Annotated in this window: 18 protein-coding genes; 10 read left to right on the top strand and 8 right to left on the bottom strand. The window is 56.7% G+C overall.

Going from position 1 to position 22,207, the window contains the following annotated elements:
- Nucleotides 1-429 precede the first annotated feature (429 nt).
- Nucleotides 430-1,833, top strand: a complete 1,404-nt coding sequence (mdtD, locus tag BBA90_RS03340) for a multidrug transporter subunit MdtD (protein WP_065647913.1) — start codon at nt 430-432, stop codon at nt 1,831-1,833.
- On the opposite strand, the gene rbsR is transcribed toward mdtD, so the two are convergent.
- The 7 genes from rbsR to BBA90_RS03305 form a co-directional block, all read right to left on the bottom strand.
- The gene (rbsR, locus tag BBA90_RS03335; RefSeq protein WP_412159209.1) at nt 1,830-2,822 is read right to left on the bottom strand and encodes a ribose operon transcriptional repressor RbsR; all 993 of its coding nucleotides are present in this window, start codon (nt 2,820-2,822) and stop codon (nt 1,830-1,832) included. The two genes, mdtD and rbsR, sit on opposite strands and share 4 nt — an antisense overlap.
- Nucleotides 2,823-2,826: 4 nt before the next feature.
- Nucleotides 2,827-3,756, bottom strand: coding sequence for a ribokinase (rbsK, locus tag BBA90_RS03330; protein WP_065647911.1), 930 nt, complete (start codon nt 3,754-3,756; stop codon nt 2,827-2,829).
- 63 nt (nt 3,757-3,819) lie between these two features.
- Nucleotides 3,820-4,695 (bottom strand): ribose ABC transporter substrate-binding protein RbsB, encoded by an 876-nt coding sequence (rbsB, locus tag BBA90_RS03325; protein ID WP_065647910.1) that lies wholly within the window; start codon nt 4,693-4,695, stop codon nt 3,820-3,822.
- A 27-nt stretch (nt 4,696-4,722) separates the two neighbouring features.
- Nucleotides 4,723-5,694 carry a ribose ABC transporter permease gene (gene rbsC / locus BBA90_RS03320; RefSeq protein WP_065647909.1) on the bottom strand — a complete coding sequence of 324 codons (972 nt, stop codon included), beginning with the start codon at nt 5,692-5,694 and terminating at the stop codon, nt 4,723-4,725.
- The gene (rbsA, locus tag BBA90_RS03315; RefSeq protein ID WP_065647908.1) at nt 5,691-7,199 is read right to left on the bottom strand and encodes a ribose ABC transporter ATP-binding protein RbsA; all 1,509 of its coding nucleotides are present in this window, start codon (nt 7,197-7,199) and stop codon (nt 5,691-5,693) included. Before rbsA ends, rbsC begins: the two co-directional genes overlap by 4 nt.
- Nucleotides 7,200-7,206: 7 nt before the next feature.
- Nucleotides 7,207-7,626 carry a D-ribose pyranase gene (gene rbsD / locus BBA90_RS03310; protein WP_065647907.1) on the bottom strand — a complete coding sequence of 140 codons (420 nt, stop codon included), beginning with the start codon at nt 7,624-7,626 and terminating at the stop codon, nt 7,207-7,209.
- Between the two features lie 214 nt (nt 7,627-7,840).
- The gene (locus tag BBA90_RS03305; RefSeq protein ID WP_065647906.1) at nt 7,841-8,239 is read right to left on the bottom strand and encodes a YgiW/YdeI family stress tolerance OB fold protein; all 399 of its coding nucleotides are present in this window, start codon (nt 8,237-8,239) and stop codon (nt 7,841-7,843) included.
- A gap of 179 nt (nt 8,240-8,418) precedes the next feature.
- Here BBA90_RS03305 and qseB point away from each other — a divergent pair, with 179 nt between their 5' ends.
- On the top strand, nt 8,419-9,081 hold the full coding sequence (gene qseB / locus BBA90_RS03300; RefSeq protein ID WP_039381386.1) for a quorum sensing response regulator transcription factor QseB: 663 nt from the start codon (nt 8,419-8,421) through the stop codon (nt 9,079-9,081).
- Nucleotides 9,078-10,424: a quorum sensing histidine kinase QseC gene (gene qseC, locus BBA90_RS03295; RefSeq protein WP_065647905.1), complete on the top strand. Its 1,347-nt coding sequence runs from the start codon at nt 9,078-9,080 to the stop codon at nt 10,422-10,424. The genes qseB and qseC overlap by 4 nt, the downstream gene beginning before the upstream one ends.
- Here the strand turns inward: qseC and kup are convergent.
- Nucleotides 10,421-12,289: a low affinity potassium transporter Kup gene (kup, locus tag BBA90_RS03290; RefSeq protein ID WP_065647904.1), complete on the bottom strand. Its 1,869-nt coding sequence runs from the start codon at nt 12,287-12,289 to the stop codon at nt 10,421-10,423. The two genes, qseC and kup, sit on opposite strands and share 4 nt — an antisense overlap.
- Before the next feature lie 285 nt (nt 12,290-12,574).
- Between kup and ravA the strand changes: the two genes are divergently transcribed.
- The 7 genes from ravA (at nt 12,575) to rsmG (ending at nt 21,894) form a co-directional block, all read left to right on the top strand.
- The gene (gene ravA, locus BBA90_RS03285) at nt 12,575-14,071 is read left to right on the top strand and encodes an ATPase RavA (RefSeq protein ID WP_065647927.1); all 1,497 of its coding nucleotides are present in this window, start codon (nt 12,575-12,577) and stop codon (nt 14,069-14,071) included.
- Complete coding sequence (viaA, locus tag BBA90_RS03280; protein ID WP_065647903.1) at nt 14,068-15,528, top strand: ATPase RavA stimulator ViaA; 1,461 nt, start codon at nt 14,068-14,070, stop codon at nt 15,526-15,528. Before ravA ends, viaA begins: the two co-directional genes overlap by 4 nt.
- 72 nt (nt 15,529-15,600) lie before the next feature.
- A complete protein-coding gene (gene ovoA / locus BBA90_RS03275; RefSeq protein WP_065647902.1) occupies nt 15,601-17,739 on the top strand; it encodes a 5-histidylcysteine sulfoxide synthase in 2,139 nt (712 codons plus the stop codon).
- A 104-nt stretch (nt 17,740-17,843) separates the two neighbouring features.
- Complete coding sequence (gene asnC / locus BBA90_RS03270) at nt 17,844-18,305, top strand: transcriptional regulator AsnC (RefSeq protein ID WP_039381403.1); 462 nt, start codon at nt 17,844-17,846, stop codon at nt 18,303-18,305.
- 153 nt (nt 18,306-18,458) lie between these two features.
- The gene (mioC, locus tag BBA90_RS03265; RefSeq protein ID WP_065647901.1) at nt 18,459-18,899 is read left to right on the top strand and encodes an FMN-binding protein MioC; all 441 of its coding nucleotides are present in this window, start codon (nt 18,459-18,461) and stop codon (nt 18,897-18,899) included.
- Between the two features lie 439 nt (nt 18,900-19,338).
- On the top strand, nt 19,339-21,228 hold the full coding sequence (gene mnmG, locus BBA90_RS03260) for a tRNA uridine-5-carboxymethylaminomethyl(34) synthesis enzyme MnmG (RefSeq protein WP_065647900.1): 1,890 nt from the start codon (nt 19,339-19,341) through the stop codon (nt 21,226-21,228).
- Between the two features lie 48 nt (nt 21,229-21,276).
- Nucleotides 21,277-21,894 (top strand): 16S rRNA (guanine(527)-N(7))-methyltransferase RsmG, encoded by a 618-nt coding sequence (gene rsmG, locus BBA90_RS03255; RefSeq protein WP_065647899.1) that lies wholly within the window; start codon nt 21,277-21,279, stop codon nt 21,892-21,894.
- Nucleotides 21,895-22,207: the final 313 nt, after the last annotated feature.

Genomic DNA, 22,207 nt, shown 5'->3' with positions numbered 1-22,207 from the left:
TATCAATCCTGCGAGTGCCCACACAGATTGTCTGATAAATTGTTAAAGAGCGGTGCGTCCAGCGCCTTAAGCGTCTGTCGCGAGGTGGCGTATATTACGCCTTCCTCCTTCAGAGTCAACCACTTTTTTCAGCGTTTTTCTCCGGCGGGGTGAATCGCTTCACGCCCTGCTGAGCCCGTCTGCGTTGCCGCTTTGCCGTCTCAGTGGTGGCGCATTATAGGGAGTTCTCGGCGGGTGACAAGTGTTTATTGCAAAAAAATAGCCGAGCGTCTCTTTTTTGAGCGAAAGCGTTAAAAGCAGGCATTAAATGTCCAATTAATGGCCAAAACGGCGCTGCAACAGGCACAAATCAACGTCATTGCCTGTAACGGCAATGCTATTCTTTTCTGATAATGCTGTTTGCCAGCACCACCAATAGAAGGATTTTCGATGATTCGTTCTGCGCGCAGTATGGCTGGCTTGCCGTGGATAGCCGCAATGGCGTTTTTTATGCAGGCACTCGACGCAACCATTCTTAATACAGCGCTTCCGGCCATAGCCACCAGCCTTGAACGCTCCCCCCTTGCTATGCAATCCGCCGTTATCAGCTATACCCTGACTGTCGCTATGCTGATACCGGTCAGCGGCTGGCTGGCCGACCGGTTTGGTACCCGCCGTATTTTTATTATTGCCGTTTCACTGTTTACGGTGGGATCGCTGGCCTGCGCCCTGTCAGGCTCGCTGAGTATGCTGGTCGTGTCGCGCATTGTGCAGGGCGTGGGCGGTGCCATGATGATGCCGGTGGCGCGTCTGGCGCTGCTGCGTGCCTATCCGCGCAGTGAACTGCTGCCGGTGCTTAACTTTGTGACAATGCCAGGCCTGGTCGGCCCTATCCTCGGACCCATGCTGGGAGGCCTGCTGGTGACCTACGCCAGCTGGCACTGGATTTTCCTGATCAATATTCCCATCGGTATTGCCGGCATTTTTTACGCGCGTAAATATATGCCGGATTTCACCACGCCAAAACGCCGCTTCGATTTTACCGGTTTTCTTCTTTTCGGTCTGGGGCTGGTGCTGATCTCAGTGGGCATTGAGCTGTTCGGCGAGCGCATTGTTGCGTCATGGCAGGCGCTGCTGGTGCTGTTTGGCGGCTTTGCACTGCTGCTTCTTTATATACTGCATGCGCGGCGCCATCCCGCACCGCTGATCGGCCTGCCGATGTTCCGCACCCGCACCTTTTCTGTCGGCATTCTCGGCAATATTGCGGCGCGCCTCGGCACCGGCTGTATTCCCTTTCTGATGCCGCTGATGCTCCAGGTGGGCTTTGGCTATCCGGCTATTATTGCAGGTTGCATGATGGGACCTACGGCCATTGGCTCGCTGCTGGCTAAATCGACGGTGACGCAGGTGCTGCGCCGTTTTGGCTATCGTCGCACCCTGGTGGGCATTACTATCATTATTGGCATCCTGATCGCCAGCTTCTCGCTACAGTCACCGGGTGAGGGCGCGGTAATGCTGCTGACAGGGCTGTTTGTGCTCGGCATGGCGATGTCTACGCAGTTCACCGCGATGAACACGATTACGCTGGCCGATCTTAATGATGACAACGCCAGCGGCGGCAATAGCGTACTGGCGGTAACGCAGCAGGTCTCAATCAGTTTTGGTGTGGCGGTCAGCGCGGCGGTGCTGCGCTTTTATCAGGATGTTGAAAGCACAACCGTGCAGCAGTTTCACGCCACGTTTCTGACTATGGGCGTCATTACCGTGCTGTCTGCCGCCGCCTTCCTGCTGCTGCGGCCGGGCGATGGCCGTAACCTGATCGCCAACCGGGAAAAGAAAAAGAAAGCGGCTTAAACAGAACCGCGTTCTACCAGCTCCGGCGTCAGCACCAGCGTTTGCTGGCTGGCGTCGGGTGCGCCCATGCGGTGAATTAATGTATCAATAGCCAGTTCGCCCAGCTCATCTTTTGGCTGATGCACCGTAGTCAGCGGCGGTGTCAGATAACGTGCCAGCTCAATGTTGTCATATCCCATGACCGCAATATCCTGCGGCACCTTCAGACCCGCCTGATATAACGCGTGATAAACGCCCACCGCCATCGCATCATTACTGGTAAACACCGCCTCCGGTACCGGCTCCAGTGCCAGCAGCTGCGTCATGGCATTGAATCCGCCCTGGAACTCAAAATCGCCGTCAACCACATACCCCTCAGGCACCGTTAAACCGTGCGCCGCCATCGCCTGGTGAAAGCCTTCAAGGCGAAGTCGCGCCGGCGTTTTGTCCTGTGGTCCCGCAATACAGGCAATACGCCGGTAGCCTCGTTCAATCAGATGGCGGGTCGCCATTTCACCGCCCAGTAAGGCGTTATCCTGAATGATATCGCCCCGTCCTTCGAACGGTGCCCAGTCCATCATCACCATCGGCACCGAGGGATAACGATTCAGGATCTCAGCTGAAGGCAGATGCGTCTCCGTGCACATCAGCAGCAGGCCATCGACGCGCTTCTGCATCAGCGTTTCCAGGCTGCGATTCATGCGCTCCTCATCCCCTTCGGTATTGCACAGGATCAGACTATAGCCGCGTTCATAACAGCTGTTCTCCACGCCGCGTACCACTTCTGCATAGAAAGGGTTGCTGCTGGCCGTCAGTAACATACCGATAGTACGCGTCTGCCGGATTTTCAGGCTGCGCGCCAGCGCCGAGGGCGCATAGTTCAGCTCACGGATAGCCTGTTCAACCTTTTCGCGCACCTGCTCGCTGACAAAGCGATTGTTATTGATCACATGCGAAACAGTAGAGGTGGAAACGCCCGCCTGACGGGCAACATCTTTCATGGTAGCCAAGGGCTTATTCCTGTTGCTGCAGGAAGGCATCGATTTCATGGCGCCACGGCACTGCAGGCTGAGCGCCAGGCCGCGTAACCGCTATCGCTGCCGCCGCATGCGCAAACCGTACCGCATCATGCATCGCCAAGCCTTCCAGCCGCGCGGTGATAAAAGCCCCGTTGAAAGTGTCACCTGCGGCGATGGTGTCAACAGCCTGTACGCTAAAGCCAGGAATACGCTGCCCGTTACCTTCTTCGCTCAGCCATACGCCGCGCCGCCCCAGCGTAATCAGCACGGTGCGGATCCCTTTGGCATGCAGCGCCTGCGCTGCCTGTGCGGCCTCCGCGTCACAGGTTACGGCAATTCCGGTCAGGATCTCCGCTTCGGTTTCGTTAGGCGTAATAATGTCGATCTGCGCCAGCAGTTCATCAGTCAGCCTGGTCGCAGGGGCCGGATTGAGGATCACCTGCGTGCCGTGCTGCCGCGCAATCTGTGCAGCTGCAAGCACGCTATCAAGCGGGGACTCCAGCTGCATCAGCAGCGCCGCTGCGTCAGCGATCACCTGCTGATGACGCCGCACGTACTCCGGCGTCAGCGCGGCGTTAGCACCGGCATAAATGCCGATGTTGTTTTCACCCTCACCGTTTACGAAGATCATCGCCACGCCGGTTGCCTCTGACGGGATGGCTTCAACCGGCGCGATATCAATATTGTCGCGCTGCAGCTGCTCACAGATGCGTTCGCCCGTGTCATCGCCGCCTACGCAGGCGATAAAAGCGATGTCAGCGCCCGCACGCCCGGCTGCCACCGCCTGATTAGCGCCTTTGCCGCCAAACGCAATCTGATACGCCTTACCGATAACGGTTTCACCGGGGCGGGGGAAGTGGCTCAGGTTCAGGATATGATCGGCGTTAATGCTGCCCATTACCGCCAGTGTTGCGCATTTGCTCATAGAGAGAGATCCAGGAAGTTGCGCCACCCTGAGGGTGGCGCGTGGCCACGCTTTTCTTTGGTTTTATTGAGTGACGAGTTTCAGGTCAACCGGATTGATCGCCTGCACTTTTTCACCTTTCAGCACTTTGTCTGCGGTATCCACACCAATCATACCGATCTTGTCCGGCATCTGCGCCACAGTTGCAGTCAGCTTACCTGACTCAACCGCTTTCACACCGTCGGCCGTACCATCAAACCCTACCACCAGCACGTCGGTTTTACCGGCCGTCTGCAGCGCACGCAGCGCACCCAGCGCCATCTCATCGTTTTGTGCAAACACGGCCTGCACATCCGGATGCGCCTGCAGCAGGTTCTGCATCACGTTCAGCCCTTTAGTACGATCAAAGTCAGCCGGCTGGCTGGCAAGAATAGCAAATTTATGCGCGTCAGCTGCCTGTTTAAAGCCTTCACCCCGCTCGCGCGCGGCTGACGTACCGGCAATGCCCTGCAGCTCAATGATTTTTGCTCCGTCACCCAGTTTCTTCGCAATAAAATCACCCGCCATTTTACCGCCAAACCGGTTGTCAGAAGCCACGTGGCTTACTACCTTGCCCTGTGCTGCCATACGGTCCAGCGTAATCACCGGGATGTTTGCCTGGTTAGCCATTTTCACGGCGTTGCCAACGGCGTCGGAATCTGTCGGGTTGATCAGCAGCAGCTTAGTGCCGCGAACGGTCAGATCCTGCACGTTAGCCAGCTCTTTTGCCGGGTTGTTCTGGGAGTCCAGCACCACCAGGTTATAGCCAAGCTTATCCGCTTCTTTCTGAGCGCCATCTTTAAGCGAGACAAAGAAGGGGTTGTTCAGGGTAGAAACCACCAGCGCAATCGTATCCTTGGCCATTGCGCCGGCACTCAGGGTGGCACCAAGAATGACGGCCAGTGCAGTTAATTTTTTCATTTACAGAATCCTGTGTGAGGGTCAGAGTTATTTACTGCTTTTGTTATCTACCAGCACCGCCAGCAAAATCACGACGGCTTTAACAATCATCTGGTAGTAGGAAGATACGCCCATCAGGTTCAGGCCATTATTCAGGAAACCCAGAATCAGCGCGCCAATCAGCGTACCCATAATACGGCCTTTACCGCCTGCCAGGCTGGTGCCGCCCAGTACCACAGCCGCAATCGCATCCAGTTCATAACCGGTACCAGCCGTAGGCTGTGCTGAGGAGAGACGGGCCACTTCAATCGTGCCTGCCAGCGCTGCCAGCAGTCCGCTCAGCGCATAGACGGTAATTTTGACGCGGTTAACGCTGATGCCTGACAGACGGGTAGCGGCTTCATTACCGCCCAGCGCATAAATGTAGCGACCGAGGCGGGTGTGATGCAGCATGTACCACGCCAGCGCGAATACCAGTGCCATCAGCCATACCGGCGTCGGGATCCCCAGCGGGCGACCAATACCGAACCAGCCAAACAGATCGGCGTTTTCACTGAAGCCGGTATTAACCGGACTGCCGTCGGTATAGACCATGGTGACACCGCGCAGCAGCAGCATCATCACCAGCGTCGCGATAAATGCCTGCACCTTGCCGCGCGCCACGATCACGCCGGTGATCCCGCCAATAAATGCGCCCAGCGCCAGGGAAGCAGCAACGGCAACCAGCGCATTAACCTCCATGCCGACTATAGATGCGGCAACCGCACCGGTCAGCGCCAGCAGCGAGCCTACCGACAGGTCGATGCCTGACGTCAGGATCACCAGCGTCATGCCCACTGCCATAATGGCGTTGACCGAGGTCTGCTGCAGGATGTTGAACATGTTGGCCAGCGTAAAGAAGTTCGGGCTCTGGCTGGCGACCACGGCGATCAGCACAATCAGCGCAATCAGTGACTTCTGCTCCAGCAGCCAGCTTTTACTGAACCAGCGGCGGCTGGCGGGTAGGGTGTGGGTACTCATACGACTAAATCCTCGCTGTGTTGCTTACCGACCGCCGCCGCCATCAGGGATTCCTGGGTAGCCTGCTCACGGGAAAATTCGCCACTGATACGGCCTTCATGCATCACCAGAATGCGATCGCTCATGCCCAGTACTTCCGGCATTTCCGATGACACCAGAATGATGCTCAGCCCTTCCGCTTTGAACTGATTGATTAACTGATAGATCTCTTTTTTGGCACCCACATCGACGCCGCGCGTCGGTTCATCCAGGATCAGCACGTCCGGACGGGTCATCAGGCCGCGGGCAATCGCCACCTTTTGCTGGTTACCGCCGGAGAGCAGGCCGATCGGCTGCATCATTGAAGGCGTTTTTACATTGAACAGGCGGATAAAATCACCTACCGCCAGCTGCTCTTCCGCATGCTTCAGATTACCGCCGGCGTGGCTGAAATAGCGCAGCGCCGTCAGCGACATGTTCTCTTTTACTGACATCCCCAGCACCAGTCCGTCGCGCTTACGATCTTCAGAGATATAAACGATACCGCTGGCGAGCCCCTCCTGCGGTGAACGTACGTTCACCGTACGGCCATTGAGCGTGACGCTGCCGCTGCGGCGCGGCAGGGCGCCATACAGCACTTTCATCAGCTCCGTTCGCCCGGCCCCCATCAGCCCTGAAATTCCCAGAATTTCGCCTTTGCGCAGGCTAAAGCTGACATCCTCCACGCCTGAGCCACAGAGTTTTTCAACCTGCAGACGGATTTCACCGGGCGAGTGATCGAGATGGGGATACTGATCTTCCAGCTTGCGCCCCACCATCATCTCAATCAGCTGCTCTTCGCTCAGATCGCTGACGGCGCGCTCGGCAATAAACTGCCCGTCACGGAATACGGTTACGTCATCGCAGATCTCAAAAATTTCTTTCATGCGGTGCGAGATATAGACAATGCCGCACCCCTGCGCTTTCAGTTCGTTAATAACGTGAAACAGCGACAGCGTTTCGGTATCCGTCAGCGCATCCGTCGGCTCATCCATGATGATGACGCGTGATTCAAAACTCAGTACTTTGGCAATCTCTACCATCTGCTGATCGCCAATTGAGAGATCGCCCACCAGTTTGTGGCTGCTGAAACGCAGGTTAAGACGCTTAAGCAGCGCCTCTGCCTCACGATGCATCTTTTTCCAGTCGATACGGCCAAACCGGTTTATAAACTCCCGGCCCAGGAAAATATTCTCCGCCACGCTCAGCTGCGGGATCAGATTAAGCTCCTGGTGAATAATGCCGATGCCTGCCTCCTGCGACGCCTTTGGGCCGGAGAACGCAACAGGTTCGCCCAGCCACTGCAGCGAGCCGGCGTCCATGGTGTAGATGCCGGTCAGCACCTTCATCATGGTGGATTTACCGGCTCCGTTTTCGCCCACCAGCGCCATAACGCGCCCCGGGTAGACCGCCAGCGAGGCACCATTCAGCGCCTTTACGCCAGGAAACGACTTTTCGATCCCTTTAAGTTGCAGTAATGGTTGCATAGCGGCCTCAGAAGGTGACGCCGGCGCTCAGGATGACATTCGCATACGGAGAACACTCTCCGCTGCGAATGACCGCCTGACTGCGCTGCGTCTGCTGTTTGAATTGTTCATGAGTGATGTAACGGATGGTAATGCTATTCCCCTGGTGCTGTTGCAAGGCTTCGAGCACGGCGATCAGCTGGCTGTGAAGGTGCGGATTGTGTTCTTTAATCTCCTCCGCAATCAGGGCGCTTTCTACCTGCATCTCCTGCGTGACGATGTCCACAACCTGTAAAAATCCGGGCGTACCCGGCGTCAGCGCCAGGTCAATACGCCGGGGTCCGTGCGGAATGGGCAGGCCCGCATCCGCAAGGGTCAGCGTATCGGTATGCCCGAGGCGGGCAATCACATGAGAGAGTTCAGCGTGTAACAGGCGACCTTTTTTCATTTCATCCACTCCACAGCGAAACGTTTCGCTGTGGAGCAGTGTATAAAAGCAGCATAGTAACGCAACGACACCATCACGGAAGTGTGATCGCCATCGAAACGTTTCGCTGTCGACCGGAAAAATTTGAGTCAGGGAGTGCAGAGAGGCAGGAAATATCGCGGCAGTGCTCTGCCGGAATGAACGAAGCCACTTAGGCAGTGGCCTCGTAGTGTGCTTATGGCAGCTTGCGAACCTGTTTTACGTCAAGCTCAATGGCGTTGAAATCTTTATCCAGCTCGCCGGTCAGTTCGACCCGATCTTTTGGCGTAATGGTCACGCCGTTCCAGTGCTTGTGGTCAATCTCAACTTTCATCGTGCCGCTGCTGTCGCGGAACAGATAATCTTCATCGCCAACCTGCTTTTCCAGCGTGCCGCGCACGGTGATCCAGCTGTCATCTTTCATCTCTTCAGCCTGTTTTACCGTCACGACGCTGGTGTCGCCGGCTTTAAAACCGCCCGCCTGCTGACTCTGTGCGGCTGGCGCAGCGGGATCCATAAAGCCGCCCTGTGGCGCGGCGAGTACCGGTGCGGTGGCCAGGGCAATCAGGGTCATTAACGCTATACGTGTTTTCATTAGTTACCTCATTTCTGTGAACAGGTGGAATGTCAGCCAGTAAACCAGACACTCCTTAACAGGATCTTAAGAGGTTCTTTTTTTTACCGTTGCGTGAAAAATAGCTGAAAATCGCGCTGCTGGCCTGTACAAGCCCGGACGGGCTTCGTATAACTCGCCTGTAGCCGGGGGAGAGCACAATGCGAATTCTGTTGATTGAAGATGACACGCTGATTGGCGACGGGCTGAAGGTTGGCCTGACAAAACTGGGATTCAGCGTCGACTGGTTTATATCCGGTGAGGCCGGATGTCAGGCGCTGAGCGCAGCGCCCTGGGATGCAGTGGTGCTGGATCTGTCGCTGCCGGAACGCGACGGGCTGGATATCCTGCGCCAGTGGCGCGCTGCAGGCGCGGATATTCCGGTGCTGATCCTCACCGCGCGCGACGCACTGGATCAGCGCGTACAGGGTTTACAGCTGGGTGCCGATGACTATCTCTGCAAACCGTTCGCACTGACTGAAGTGGCTGCGCGACTGCAGGCGCTGATCCGCCGCCGGCATGGCCAGCTGCAGCCTGAGCTGCGGCACGGCAATGTTGTCATGCAGCCCGCCAGCCACAGCGTTCTGCTCAATGGCGAACCGCTTGAACTGAAAAGCCGCGAACTGGCGCTGCTGGAGCTGTTTCTGCGACATCCGGCTCAGGTGCTGACGCGCAGCCAGCTTGAAGAGAAGCTTTACAGCTGGGATGACGATGTCTCCAGCAACGCGGTAGAAGTACATATTCATCATCTGCGCAAAAAACTGGGCAGCCAGTTTATCCGCACCGTGCACGGTATTGGCTATACGCTGGGAGCGGCAGAATGAGCCTGTTTGTCCGGCTGGCGATAGGCTTTGTGCTGCTGATCCTGCTGTGCGGTGCCAGCGCCGGCTGGAGCGCGTGGCAGCAGACGCGCGATACGGTTAACGAACTGTTTGATACCCAGCAGATGCTGTTTGCCAAACGGCTGCTGGCGCTCGACCCCACCAGCCTGCATCACGCGGCATTACCGAAAACCAAAACCCTTTTACGCCATCATCGTGGCGATCAGGATGATGATGCGCTGGCCTTTGCGGTATTTCACATCGACGGTACACCGCTGCTCAACGACGGCGAGAACGGGCGCGGGTTAGCGTTCGATACGCGACGCGACGGCTTTCGCGACGAGCAGCTGCGCGACGACGATGAGCCCTGGCGTTTGCTCTGGCTGACGTCGCCCGATAAACAGTATCGCGTGGTGGTGGGGCAGGAGCAGGATTACCGGGATGACATGACGCGCGATCTCGCCTCGGCCGCGCTGCTGCCGTGGCTTGTTGCGATACCGTTTATGCTGCTGCTGCTGCTCTTGCTGGTGTGGTATGAACTGCGGCCGCTGAAGCAGCTGGCGCATATGCTGCAGCAGCGCGTGCCGGATGATGCGACCACGCTGCCGGTGACGCGCCTGCCCCGGGAAGTGCAGCCGCTGGTGACGGCGCTCAACGATCTCTTCGGACGCACGGCGCAGCTGGTACAGCGCGAGCGCCGCTTCACGTCCGATGCTGCCCATGAGCTGCGCAGCCCGCTGGCTGCCCTGCGCGTGCAAAGTGAGGTGATCCAGCTGGCCGCAGATGATGAACAGGTGCGACTGCGGGCGCTGCAGCAGCTCGATAGCGGTATTATCCGCGCGACCCGGCTGGTGGATCAGCTGCTGACGCTGTCGCGCGTTGAAGCGGACGATCTGCGCAGTGAATTTCAGCCGGTTGCACTGGTGCCGCTGCTGCAGGCGCTGGTCGCTGAACATCTGCCGCAGGCCGCAGCGCAGCAGACAGAGATAACGTTAACGATTGATGCAGAGCCGGTGATGAACGGTCATCCGCTGCTGCTGAGCCTGATGATACGTAATCTGCTGGATAATGCGCTGCGCTATGCGCCGGCACACAGCCGGATAGCGCTGCGGCTGGGGCCGGAAAACATCGTGGTTGAAGACACTGGTACAGGTGTGTCGGACGAGCAGCTGGCGCGGCTTGGTGAACGTTTCTGGCGCCCGCCTGGTCAGGCGCAGAGCGGCAGTGGCCTGGGCCTGTCGATTGTGAAAAACATTGCACAGCTGCATGGCCTGCAGCTGTGCTTCAGTCACGCCGTGCCGCAGGGACTACGCGTGACGCTGACCGGGCTACGCAATGGGCGCTAAATCTCAACCTGCGTGCCCAGCTCAATGACCCGGTTAGGCGGAATTTCAAACTGATCCGGCGCGCGCAGCGCATTGCGCTGCAGCGTCAGGAACAGTTTGCCGCGCAGGCGCAGATACCAGGGCCGCTTGCCGATGATCAGCGATTCATGTGACATAAAGAATGACGTTTCCATCATCCGGCAGTTAAGCCCCTCCAGCCCGCAGCGGTGAAAAATCTCCTCCACGTTTGGCGTCTCACGCCAGCCGTAGCTCGCCACCACGCGCCAGAACGTGGGCGACAGCTGTTCAATCGTTACCCGGCGTACGTTATGCACATAGGGTGAATCTTCCGTGCGCAGCGTCAGCAGCACCACGCGCTCATGCAGCACCTTGTTGTGCTTGAGGTTATGCAGCATCGCGAAGGGGATCACGTTCAGTGCACGCGACATATATACCGCCGTCCCCGGTACGCGTACCGGCGGTGATTTTTCCAGTGAAGCGATCATCGCGTCCAGCGAGTTGCCGTGCTCATGCATGCGGCGCAGCAGACGAAAGCGTTCACTTTTCCAGGTCGTCATGATGATGAACATCATCAGCGCCAGCGTCAGCGGCAGCCAGCCGCCGGAGAAAACTTTGATCAGGTTAGCGGAGAACAGCGACACATCGATACAGAGCATCGCGGCCAGCATCAGCATGACCAGATAACGGTTCCAGTGCCAGTTCTGAATCGCCACCGTGGCACAGAGGATCGCGGTCAGGACCATGGTGCCGGTCACGGCAATGCCGTAGGCCGCGGCCAGATTACTGGAGTGCTCAAAGCCGACAATCACAATTACCACCGCGGCGTAGAGCAGCCAGTTGATCACCGGGATATAGATCTGCCCTGACTCCTCTTCAGAGGTGTGAACAATGCGCATCGGCGGCAGATAACCCAGTCGCACCGCCTGACGCGTCAGTGAAAAGACGCCGGAGATCACAGCCTGTGAGGCGATAACCGTCGCCAGCGTGGCAAGCAGCAGCATCGGGATCAGCATCCAGTCCGGTGCCAGCAGGAAAAACGGGTTCTTAATCGCTTCCGGATGCGCGAGCAGCAGCGCGCCCTGGCCAAAATAGTTCAGCACCAGCGAAGGCAGCACCACCACAAACCACGCCAGACGGATCGGAAATTTGCCGAAGTGCCCCATGTCCGCATAGAGCGCTTCAACGCCGGTGATCGCCAGCACCACCGCGCCCAGCGCAAAAAAGGAGACGGACTTGTACTGAACGAAGAAGTGCAGCGCCCAGTAAGGATTCATCGCGTGAAGGACATCAGGATTATTCAGAATGCTGCGCGCGCCCAGCACCGCCAGCACCAGAAACCATACCAGCATAACCGGCGCAAACAGCTTGCCTACAATACCGGTGCCCTGTTTCTGGATCATAAACAGCAGCGTCAGCACGGCGATCGCCAGCGGGACGATCCAGGTATCAAGACCGGGCGCGGCGATCTCCAGTCCCTCAATCGCTGAGAGCACGGATACGGCCGGAGTAATTACTACCTCACCATAAAAGAAGCTGCCGCCAATCAGCCCCATGATCACCAGAACGGCAGTGGCACGCGCGCCGGTATGACGACCCGCCAGCGACATCAGCGTCAGAATGCCGCCTTCACCGGCATTGTCGGCGCGCATGACGTAGCTGATGTATTTCAGCGACACTACCAGAATCAGCAGCCAGAAGATCAGCGACAAAAAGCCGAAGACCGCTTCGCGTTCAACGCCAAAGCCGAACTGACCGGAAAGGCATTCACGTAAGGTATACAGCGGACTGGTACCAATATCGCCATAGACCACGCCGATTGCCGCAAGCGTGACGGCGCCAAGAGACTGTTTCTTATCCGAGCTCATAGGGTGTCTTGTGTTGGAGCCGTGACGACTCAGGCCATCAAAAAGCGCACAGTATGCACACAATTGGCAGAAACCAACAGACAGCGCTGTTGATTATGCGCAGCGTAATCTGCTTTTTCGCCGAAAATCAGGCAGAAAACGGCATGAAAACCGCACGTTGTGCTGCCACAACCTTCTGAAACAAAAAAGCTGACGGCTATCAACGCATTCAAGCATGATAAACAGTAGAGTATTGCGCTCGCCAGACCGTAACGGCACCAGGTTCAGAAGGACAATGATGTGATTATGGCTCAACCCCATCTGTTGGCAGAAAGAATTTCCCGACTGAGTAATGCGCTGGAAAAAGGGCTGTATGAACGGCACCATGCCATTCGCCTCTGCCTGCTGGCAGCGTTAAGCGGCGAAAGCGTGTTTTTACTCGGCCCGCCTGGCATTGCCAAAAGCCTGATCGCCCGCCGTCTTAAATACGCTTTTCAGCACGCCCGCGCCTTTGAATACCTGATGACCCGTTTTTCCACGCCGGAAGAGGTGTTTGGTCCGCTGTCGATCCAGGCCCTGAAAGATGAGGGACGCTATCAGCGTCTGACCAGAGGCTATCTGCCGGATGCGGAGATCGTTTTCCTGGATGAGATATGGAAAGCGGGTCCGGCTATTCTGAACACGCTGCTGACCGCCATTAACGAGCGGCGCTTCCGGAACGGCGACTGCGAAGAGGCGATTCCGATGCGTTTGCTGGTGACCGCCTCAAACGAACTGCCGGAAGCAGACAGCGGCCTTGAAGCGCTCTATGACCGCATGCTGATCCGCCTGTGGCTGGATAACGTGCATGAGAAGCAGAACTTCCGCAGCATGCTGACCCACCAGCAGGATGAAAACCTTAACCCGGTCGCGGAGTCGCTCTGCATCAGTGATGAAGAGTATCTGCAGTGGCAAAAAGGCATCAGTCAGGTCAGGCTGCCTGACGATGTGTTTGAGCTTATCTATCAGCTGCGTCAGCAGCTGGAAAATCTGCCGGATGCGCCCTATATCTCCGATCGCCGCTGGAAAAAGGCGATCCATCTGCTGCAGGCCAGCGCCTTTTACAGCGGGCGAACCGCGATTGCGCCTATCGATCTGGTGCTGCTGAAAGATTGCCTCTGGCATGACATCGCTTCAATGACGCTGCTGGATCGCGAAATGGATGCGCTGATGACGCAGCACGCCTGGCAGCAGCAGGCGATGCTGCACCGGCTGCAGCAGATCACTGCGCAGCGTCTGGCACTGCAGCAGCAGCAGAGCGTGACGCAGGCGCTGACGCTGGAGAAGCACAGCGGCATGTTCAGCCGTAAGCCACATTATGAGCTACCGGAGTCGGTTGCCGGCGAACAGCTGACCCTGATGCTGCAGCAGCCGCTGACGCTGCACGATATGCAGGTCAGCCATATAGTAGTAAGCCGCGAGGCCCTGGTTCAGTGGCTGCTGAAAGGCGGAGATATGCGCGGCAAGCTAAACGGTATCGGCTTTGCACAGTCGCTTGATCTGCTGGTCGATACCCATCACTGCCTGACGCTGCGCGATGTCAGCCTGCAATCCACGCGCCTGACCCTGCCCGGGGCGGCAAGTCTGCAGGCGCTGCCGCCGGAGATCGTTGAGGAATATGATGCGCTGGAGACCCGTCTGCGGGCGCAGCGTGCGCTGTTCAGCCAGCATCAGCGCTGCCTGTTTATCAGTGATGACTGGCTGGCACGCATTGAGACCAGCCTGCAGGATGTGGCAGAGCAGCTGAAACAGGCGCGGAAATGATCTCGCTGGAAACGCTCAGTACATTGCTCTCAATTGGCGAAGCAGAGCTGATTGATGAGCTGATTCTGGCGCTGCTGGCTACTCCGCAGCTGGCGCTGTTTTTCGAGAAATTTCCCCGCATGAAGCAGGCGATGTTGCGCGATCTGCCGCGCTGGCGTGCTGAAATCACCGGGCAGATGAAAGCGACGCCGGTACCCGCTGCGCTGGCGCAGGAGTTTCAGCTGTTTGAGCAGTTACAGCTGCTCAGCAGCCGTGATTTCAGTGCTCAGCTGCCGCACCTCCTTGATCAGCTGCAAAGACTGCCCTCTCCTTTTCTCACCGAAGCCGGTACGCTGCTGCAGCGTAATGAAGGTTCGGAACTGAGCCATGCACAGCACCGGCTGTTTCTGCAGCGCTGGCGACTGAGCCTGACGCTGCAGACGCTGACGCTGAATGAAACGTTACTCGAGGCACAGCGTGAACGGCTGCTGGCAGAACTGCAGCAGCGTATGGCGCTGAGCGGCCAGCTGGCACCGGTGCTGACTGATGAAGATGAAGCGGCCGCCGGCCGGCTGTGGGATCTCAGTAAAGCTTCACTGCAGCCAGGCGACTACGCGCTGATTGTGCAATATGGTGATTTTCTGGCGCAGCAGCCGGAGCTGATGCAGCTGGCACAGCAGCTGGGTCGCAGCCGCGAAGCCAAATCGGTGCCGGCACGTGATGCACCGCTGGAAGCGTTCCACCAGCTGGTGCATGAGCCAGACAATGTACCGGAAGAGGTCAGTGGTATTCATCAGAGCGATGATGTGCTGCGTCTGCTGCCGCCGGAGCTGGCTGCGCTCAGTATCAGTGAACTGGAGCTGGAATTTTACCGGCGTCTGGTAGAAAAACGCCTGCTGACCTATCGCCTGCAGGGTGATGCCTGGCATGAAAAAACCGCGCTGAGGCCGGTAAGCCATCAGCAGCATGAAACCGAGCCGCGCGGCCCGTTTATTGTCTGCGTGGATACGTCCGGTTCGATGGGCGGTTTTAATGAACGCTGCGCCAAAGCCTTTTGCCTCGCGCTGCTGAAAATTGCCCTGGCAGATCGGCGTCGCTGCTACATTATGCTGTTTGCCCATGAGGTGGTCGGCTATGAGCTTACCGCCGATAACGGCATTGAACAGGCGATTCGTTTCCTCAGCCAGCGTTTTCGCGGCGGCACCGATCTGACGGCCTGCCTGAGTGCCGTGGTGCAGCGCATGGAAGGCAGCCAGTGGCAGGAGGCAGACGCGGTGATTATCTCTGACTTTATTGCCCAGCGCCTGCCGGAAGAGCTGATTAACATCGTGAAACAGCGGCAGCGGATTCAGCAGCAGCGGTTTCACGCGGTGGCGATGTCGGCGCACGGCAAACCCGGCATTCTGCGCATTTTCGATCATATCTGGCGCTTTGATACCGGGCTAAAAAGCCGCCTGCTGCGCCGCTGGACACGCTGATTCATCTGACAGAAATCCGCATTTGCTATAGTGAATAACCCGCTGTGTTTATTCAGCCTTACGGAGTTCACTGTGACAATCGCCGACGTATCCTGCCAACTGCCTGCTCCGACCCGCACCCCGCGCCTTTCCGGTGGCACGGCTGAAGAGAAGCGGGCCGAACTGCTCGCCTATTTCACCCGGACCTGGTCGCTCTATGAAAGCCTGTTCGACTGCCTGAGCGATGAGCGCGCCTGGTTTAATAAAGCCATTCCGCTGCGCCATCCGCTGATTTTTTATTTTGGCCATACCGCATCCTTTTATATCAACAAACTGATGGCAGGACGCTATCTCGATCGGCGCGTTGACGCACGCATTGAGGCGATGATGGCCATTGGTGTGGATGAGATGAGCTGGGACGATCTCAACGACAACCATTACGACTGGCCCGATGTGGCAGAAGTGCGCGATTATCGCGGCAAAGTAAAAGCGCTGGTGACTGACTTTATCCGTACTATGCCGCTTGAGCTGCCGATCGGCTGGGAGAGTCCGGCCTGGGTCATTTTGATGGGCATTGAACATGAGCGCATCCATCTGGAGACCTCCAGCGTCCTGATCCGCCAGCTGCCGCTGGAATGGGTGCAGCCGCAGCCGGCCTGGCCTGCCTGCCCGCTGGCGCGTCACGATCGCGCCGCCGTACCGGAAAACAGCCTGGTTGCGCTGGCGGGTGGATCGGTGCTGCAGGGAAAAACAGATGATACCTACGGCTGGGATAATGAGTATGGCCACCAGAAAACTGAGCTCAGACCGTTTCAGGCCAGTAAAATGCTGGTCAGCAATGCTGAATTTTATCAGTTTGTCGCGGCCGGCGGCTATCAGACAGCGCGCTGGTGGGATGAAGAGGGAGAGGGCTGGCGTAAATTTGCCGGCGCACAGATGCCCACTTTCTGGGTCGGTGATATTACACAACCTGACGCGCTGCGCCTGCGCCTGATGACGCAAGAGGTGCCGATGCCGTGGGACTGGCCGGCTGAAGTTAATCAGCTGGAGGCGGCCGCCTTCTGCCGCTGGCTGGCAGAAGAGAGCGGTAAGGCGATTCAGCTGCCGTGTGAGGCGGAGTACATGCTGCTGCGCGAACAGGTCAGCGGCGATCAGCCAGACTGGACGCAGGCACCCGGTAATATCAACCTGGCGTACCACGCCTCTTCCTGCCCGGTGGATCATTTTGCTCAGGGCGATTTCTTTGATTTGGTGGGTAACGTCTGGCAGTGGACCACTACGCCAATCAATGGCTTTGAAGGATTCCGCGTACATCCTCTGTATGACGATTTTTCCACCCCTACGTTTGATGGAAAGCATGCAATCATCAAAGGCGGCAGCTGGATCTCAACCGGTAATGAGGCGTTAAAATCGTCGCGCTACGCTTTTCGTCGTCACTTTTTCCAGCATGCCGGTTTCCGTTATGTGGTGTCAGCGCATAAAGAGAGTATGCAACTTAACCCGTATGAAACTGACAGCATGGTGTCGCAGTATCTCGACTTCCAGTACGGGCCGGGCTACTACGGCGTGGAAAACTATGCGGAAAAACTGGTTGAGCTGGTGCTGCCGCACTGCCGTCAGCACGGGCATGCGCTGGATATCGGCTGTGCCACCGGTCGCGCCAGCTTTGCCCTGGCGCGTCACTTTGCCGCCGTTACCGGCATGGACTACTCCGCGCGCTTTATTGATGTGGCGCTGCAGCTTACTTCCGGTGAGGATTTCCGCTATGTGGTACCGGAGGAGGGCGAGCTGGTTGCGTATCGCCAGGTGCGGCTGAAGGAGATCGGAATTGACCGGCAGCAGGCTGAACGGATCCGGTTCGTTCAGGGTGACGCCTGCAACCTGAAGCCGCAGCCGGATCGGTACGATCTGGTGCTGGCCGCCAATCTGATTGATCGTCTGCGTCAGCCAAAGCGTTTCCTGCAGGATATTACGCCGATGATCCGTCAGGGCGGCGTGCTGGCCATCTCTTCACCTTACACCTGGCTTGAGGCGTTCACGCCTAAAGAGAACTGGCTGGGCGGTATCCGTGAAAACGGTGAGGCGCTGACAACCAGTCAGGCGCTGCAGCGCCTTCTGCGCGATGAGTTTGAAGAAATCGCTCCGCCACAGGATGTGCCCTTTGTGATCCGCGAAACCGCACGCAAGTTTCAGCACACTCAGGCGCAGCTTACGCTCTGGCGTAAACGCTAAAAGCGTGCAGACTGCGGCATGCCCGCAGTCTGCATCTTGCCTGCCCCGCTAAATTCCTGCACATTCACCTCTGTTCAGCGAAGAAGAATTTAAGAGGAAGGATGATGGCAGAACATCTGCAACTGGATAATCTCGACCGCGGCATACTCAATGCGCTGCTGGAGAATGCCCGTACGGCTTACGCAGAGCTGGCAAAGCAGTTCAATGTCAGCCCCGGCACGATTCATGTCCGCGTCGAGAAAATGCGCCAGGCCGGTATTATTCTGGGCACGCGCGTGGAGATCGATCCGCGCCAGCTGGGATTCGATGTTTGCTGCTTTATTGGCATCATTCTGAAGAGCGCACGCGACTATCCGGCAGCGCTCAGCAAGCTTGAGGCGCTGGATGAAGTGGTTGAGGCCTGGTATACCACCGGCCACTACAGCATTTTCATTAAGGTCATGTGTCGATCTATCGATGCGCTGCAGCAGGTGCTGATCAACAAGATCCAGACCATTGATGAGATCCAGTCCACTGAAACCCTGATCTCACTGCAAAACCCGATCATGCGTACCATCAAGCCCTGAATCACATCAGTCTGTGCATAAAGTTATGCAGAAAGGATCCGGCGTGGTAACTGGTTTGTCCGCGGATGCTTTCTGTTATTAACCCTGTTTTCCACAGGTGGATCACGGCTTGATCACAGCGTACAATGCCTGCCTTTAGTGCGGGAGACGATCATGGCTGATATTACCTTAATCACTGGCAGTACCCTTGGCAGTGCCGAATATGTCGCAGAACATCTGGAAGAGAAGCTGCAGGATGCAGACTTTGAAACCAGCGTACTGCACGGCCCGGCGCTTGATGAGGTGCCTGCATCGGGTATCTGGCTGGTGGTGACTTCCACACACGGTGCCGGTGAATTGCCTGACAATCTGCTGCCTTTTTATGAGGCGCTGCAGACAGAAAAACCCGATCTCTCTGCCGTGCGCTTTGGTGCTATAGGCATCGGCAACCGCGAATACGATCTTTTCTGCGGCGCAATAAAAACGCTGGAGGCCCGGCTGATCGCGCTGGGTGCCACGCGCATCGGTGAACGGCTGGAAATTGACATGCTTGAGCATGAGATACCGGAAGATGCCGCTGAAGCCTGGGTAACGGGCTGGATTGAACAGATCTGACGGATCGTGGCTGGCAGGGGATCGGGAAATAGTGACGATCCCCAGACGATTACACTGTATTTATCCTGGATCCTGCCGATCGCCTGTGGATAAAACAGCCTGAATCATGCGTATAACCCGTAGTTATCCCAGTAATAACTGCTGATGCTTTTTTAATCTGTGGATAACTAGCAAAGTTGATCCCAGCTTATCTGGATCAGGATCACCGATCTTTCACAGCAAACGATCCTTCTCAGGCCGATGTAAAATAACGGGTTTGCCACGTTATCCACAGAAACCGGCGATCCTAATAAGAGATCTAACAAGAAGATCATATAAAAGAGTAAAGATCCTTTCTATAAACACGCAGGATCCGCCGCTTTCGCCTGAACCATAATTTCAGTAGAATCCACCGCCCAGGGCAACGATCCCTGTCTGAACTTTAACGAGGACCCACTTCATGTTTTATCCAGATCCTTTTGACGTCATCGTAATCGGTGGTGGTCATGCGGGTACCGAAGCCGCCATGGCGGCCGCCCGAATGGGTCAGCAAACGCTGTTACTCACGCATAACATCGACACGCTGGGACAAATGTCCTGCAATCCGGCGATCGGTGGTATCGGAAAGGGACACCTGGTAAAGGAAGTGGACGCCCTCGGCGGCCTGATGGCCACCGCGATCGATCAGGCAGGTATTCAGTTTAGGATACTAAACGCCAGTAAAGGCCCGGCGGTACGAGCTACGCGTGCACAGGCGGACCGTGTACTGTACCGCCAGGCGGTACGCACTGCGCTGGAGAACCAGCCCAACCTGATGATCTTCCAGCAGGCGGTTGACGATCTGATCGTTGAAAACGATCGGGTGGTCGGTGCCGTCACGCAGATGGGACTGAAGTTCCGGGCGAAAACGGTTGTGCTGACCGTCGGCACATTCCTTGATGGCAAGATTCATATCGGTCTTGATAATTACAGCGGTGGTCGTGCTGGCGATCCTCCTTCAGTCCCGCTGGCAAAACGGCTGCGGGCGCTGCCGCTGCGCGTAAATCGTCTCAAGACCGGTACACCACCGCGTATTGATGCGCGCTCTATCGATTTCTCTGTCCTGACGCCACAGCACGGCGATACGCCAATGCCGGTGTTCTCGTTTATGGGCAATACGGCACAGCATCCGCAGCAGGTTCCCTGCTGGATCACCTATACCAACGAACAGACGCATGATGTGATCCGCAACAATCTCGATCGCAGTCCGATGTATGCCGGCGTTATTGAGGGAATTGGTCCGCGTTACTGCCCGTCGATTGAAGACAAAGTCATGCGCTTTGCCGATCGTAATGCTCATCAGATCTTCCTTGAGCCGGAAGGACTGACCAGCAATGAGATCTACCCGAACGGCATTTCCACCAGTCTGCCCTTTGATGTGCAGATGCAGATTGTCCGCTCAATGAAAGGGCTGGAGAACGCCACCATTGTGCGTCCTGGCTATGCTATCGAGTACGATTTCTTCGATCCGCGCGATCTGAAACCCACGCTGGAGAGCAAGTTTATTCAGGGTCTCTTCTTTGCCGGCCAGATCAACGGCACCACCGGTTATGAAGAAGCTGCAGCCCAGGGGCTGCTGGCTGGCCTCAACGCTGCGCGCCAGTCTGCGGACAAAGAGGGCTGGGCACCGCGCCGCGATCAGGCTTATCTTGGCGTGCTGGTCGATGACCTCTGCACGCTGGGTACCAAAGAGCCCTACCGCATGTTTACCTCACGCGCCGAGTATCGTCTGATGCTGCGCGAAGACAATGCGGATCTGCGTCTGACTGAAACGGGCCGCGAGCTGGGCCTGGTCGATGATACGCGCTGGGCGCGCTATAACCAGAAGCTCGAAGCGATTGAGCTGGAACGCCAGCGTCTGCGCAGCCTGTGGGTGCATCCGAAGTCAGAGAATGTGGCTGACGTAAACAGCATCATCAGTGCACCGCTGACAAAAGAGGCCAGCGCAGAGGATCTGCTGCGTCGTCCGGAGATGACTTATGCCCGGCTGATGACGCTGCCGGATTATGGTCCGGCGCTGTCTGATGAGCAGGCGGCTGAGCAGGTTGAAATCCAGGTTAAATATGAAGGTTATATTGCGCGTCAGCAGGAGGAGATAGACCGCCAGCTGCGCAATGAGAACACTTTACTGCCTGTCACGCTTGATTACCGTCAGGTTAATGGCCTGTCAAACGAAGTGATCGCCAAGCTCAACGATCATAAGCCGACCTCAATCGGCCAGGCATCGCGTATTTCCGGCATCACGCCAGCCGCGATCTCAATTCTGCTGATCTATCTCAAAAAACAGGGTCTGCTGCGTAAAAGCGCCTGACTGACCATCGGGGCAGCTCCGGCTGCCCCTGTTAACGGAAACATCGCTGTGATTAACAAACTCTCCCGGCTGCTCGACGCAGCAAATATTTCGCTCTCCGATCAACAAAAACAGCAGCTGGTTGGCTATGTGGAGCTGCTGCACAAGTGGAATAAAGCGTATAACCTGACTTCAGTACGCGATCCGCAACAAATGCTGGTACGCCATATCCTCGACAGCGTGGTGGTAGAGCCGCATCTGCAGGGGGAACGCTTTATTGATGTGGGTACCGGACCGGGACTGCCGGGTATTCCTCTGGCCATTGTCCGTCCGCAGGCGCATTTTACGCTGCTGGACAGCCTGGGTAAGCGGGTACGCTTTCTGCGTCAGGTGCAGCATGAGTTAGGACTTACTAACATCACGCCAGTGCAGAGCCGGGTTGAAGAGTTCCCGGCAGATCCGCCGTTTGATGGCGTTATCAGCCGGGCATTTGCCTCGCTGGAGGATATGCTGACCTGGTGCCGCGCATTACCCGGCACACACGGACGCTTTTATGCGCTGAAAGGCGTACGTCCGGATGAGGAGATCGCTTCGCTACCGGCAGGCTTTAGCGTGGAAAAAATTGAAGCTTTACGCGTTCCGGAACTGGAAGGCGAACGTCATCTTGTGGTGATTTCGCAGCAATAAGCCTGTAAAAAGCAGGGTTTTTATTCAGCTTCTGGCCCCGGAAGGGTCGTCAGAGCTGAATAAAAAAACAGCGGTTGAACACGCTGTGACAAACGCTTTTATTCGGCAGGGGAGGGGAAAGGCGTTAACATCTTTCGCCGTAATTATCCGAAAAGCGTTGTTACATTTAACGATTAATTCACAATTCATTGCCACTAATGTCACATGATAACGGCTGTTTTCCGCTTTCGATTATCACGCAGGGAAATATGACACGGCAATAAATCGGCGGGCGTAATATTATTATTTCGATTTTAATTCTGCCTGCAGTGTC

It is taken from the genome of Pantoea eucrina (assembly GCF_001691555.1).
Taxonomy (GTDB): Bacteria; Pseudomonadota; Gammaproteobacteria; order Enterobacterales; family Enterobacteriaceae; genus Pantoea; species Pantoea borealis.
Note: the sequence above shows the minus strand (reverse complement) of the source record. Positions and strands in the feature narration are given on the sequence as shown.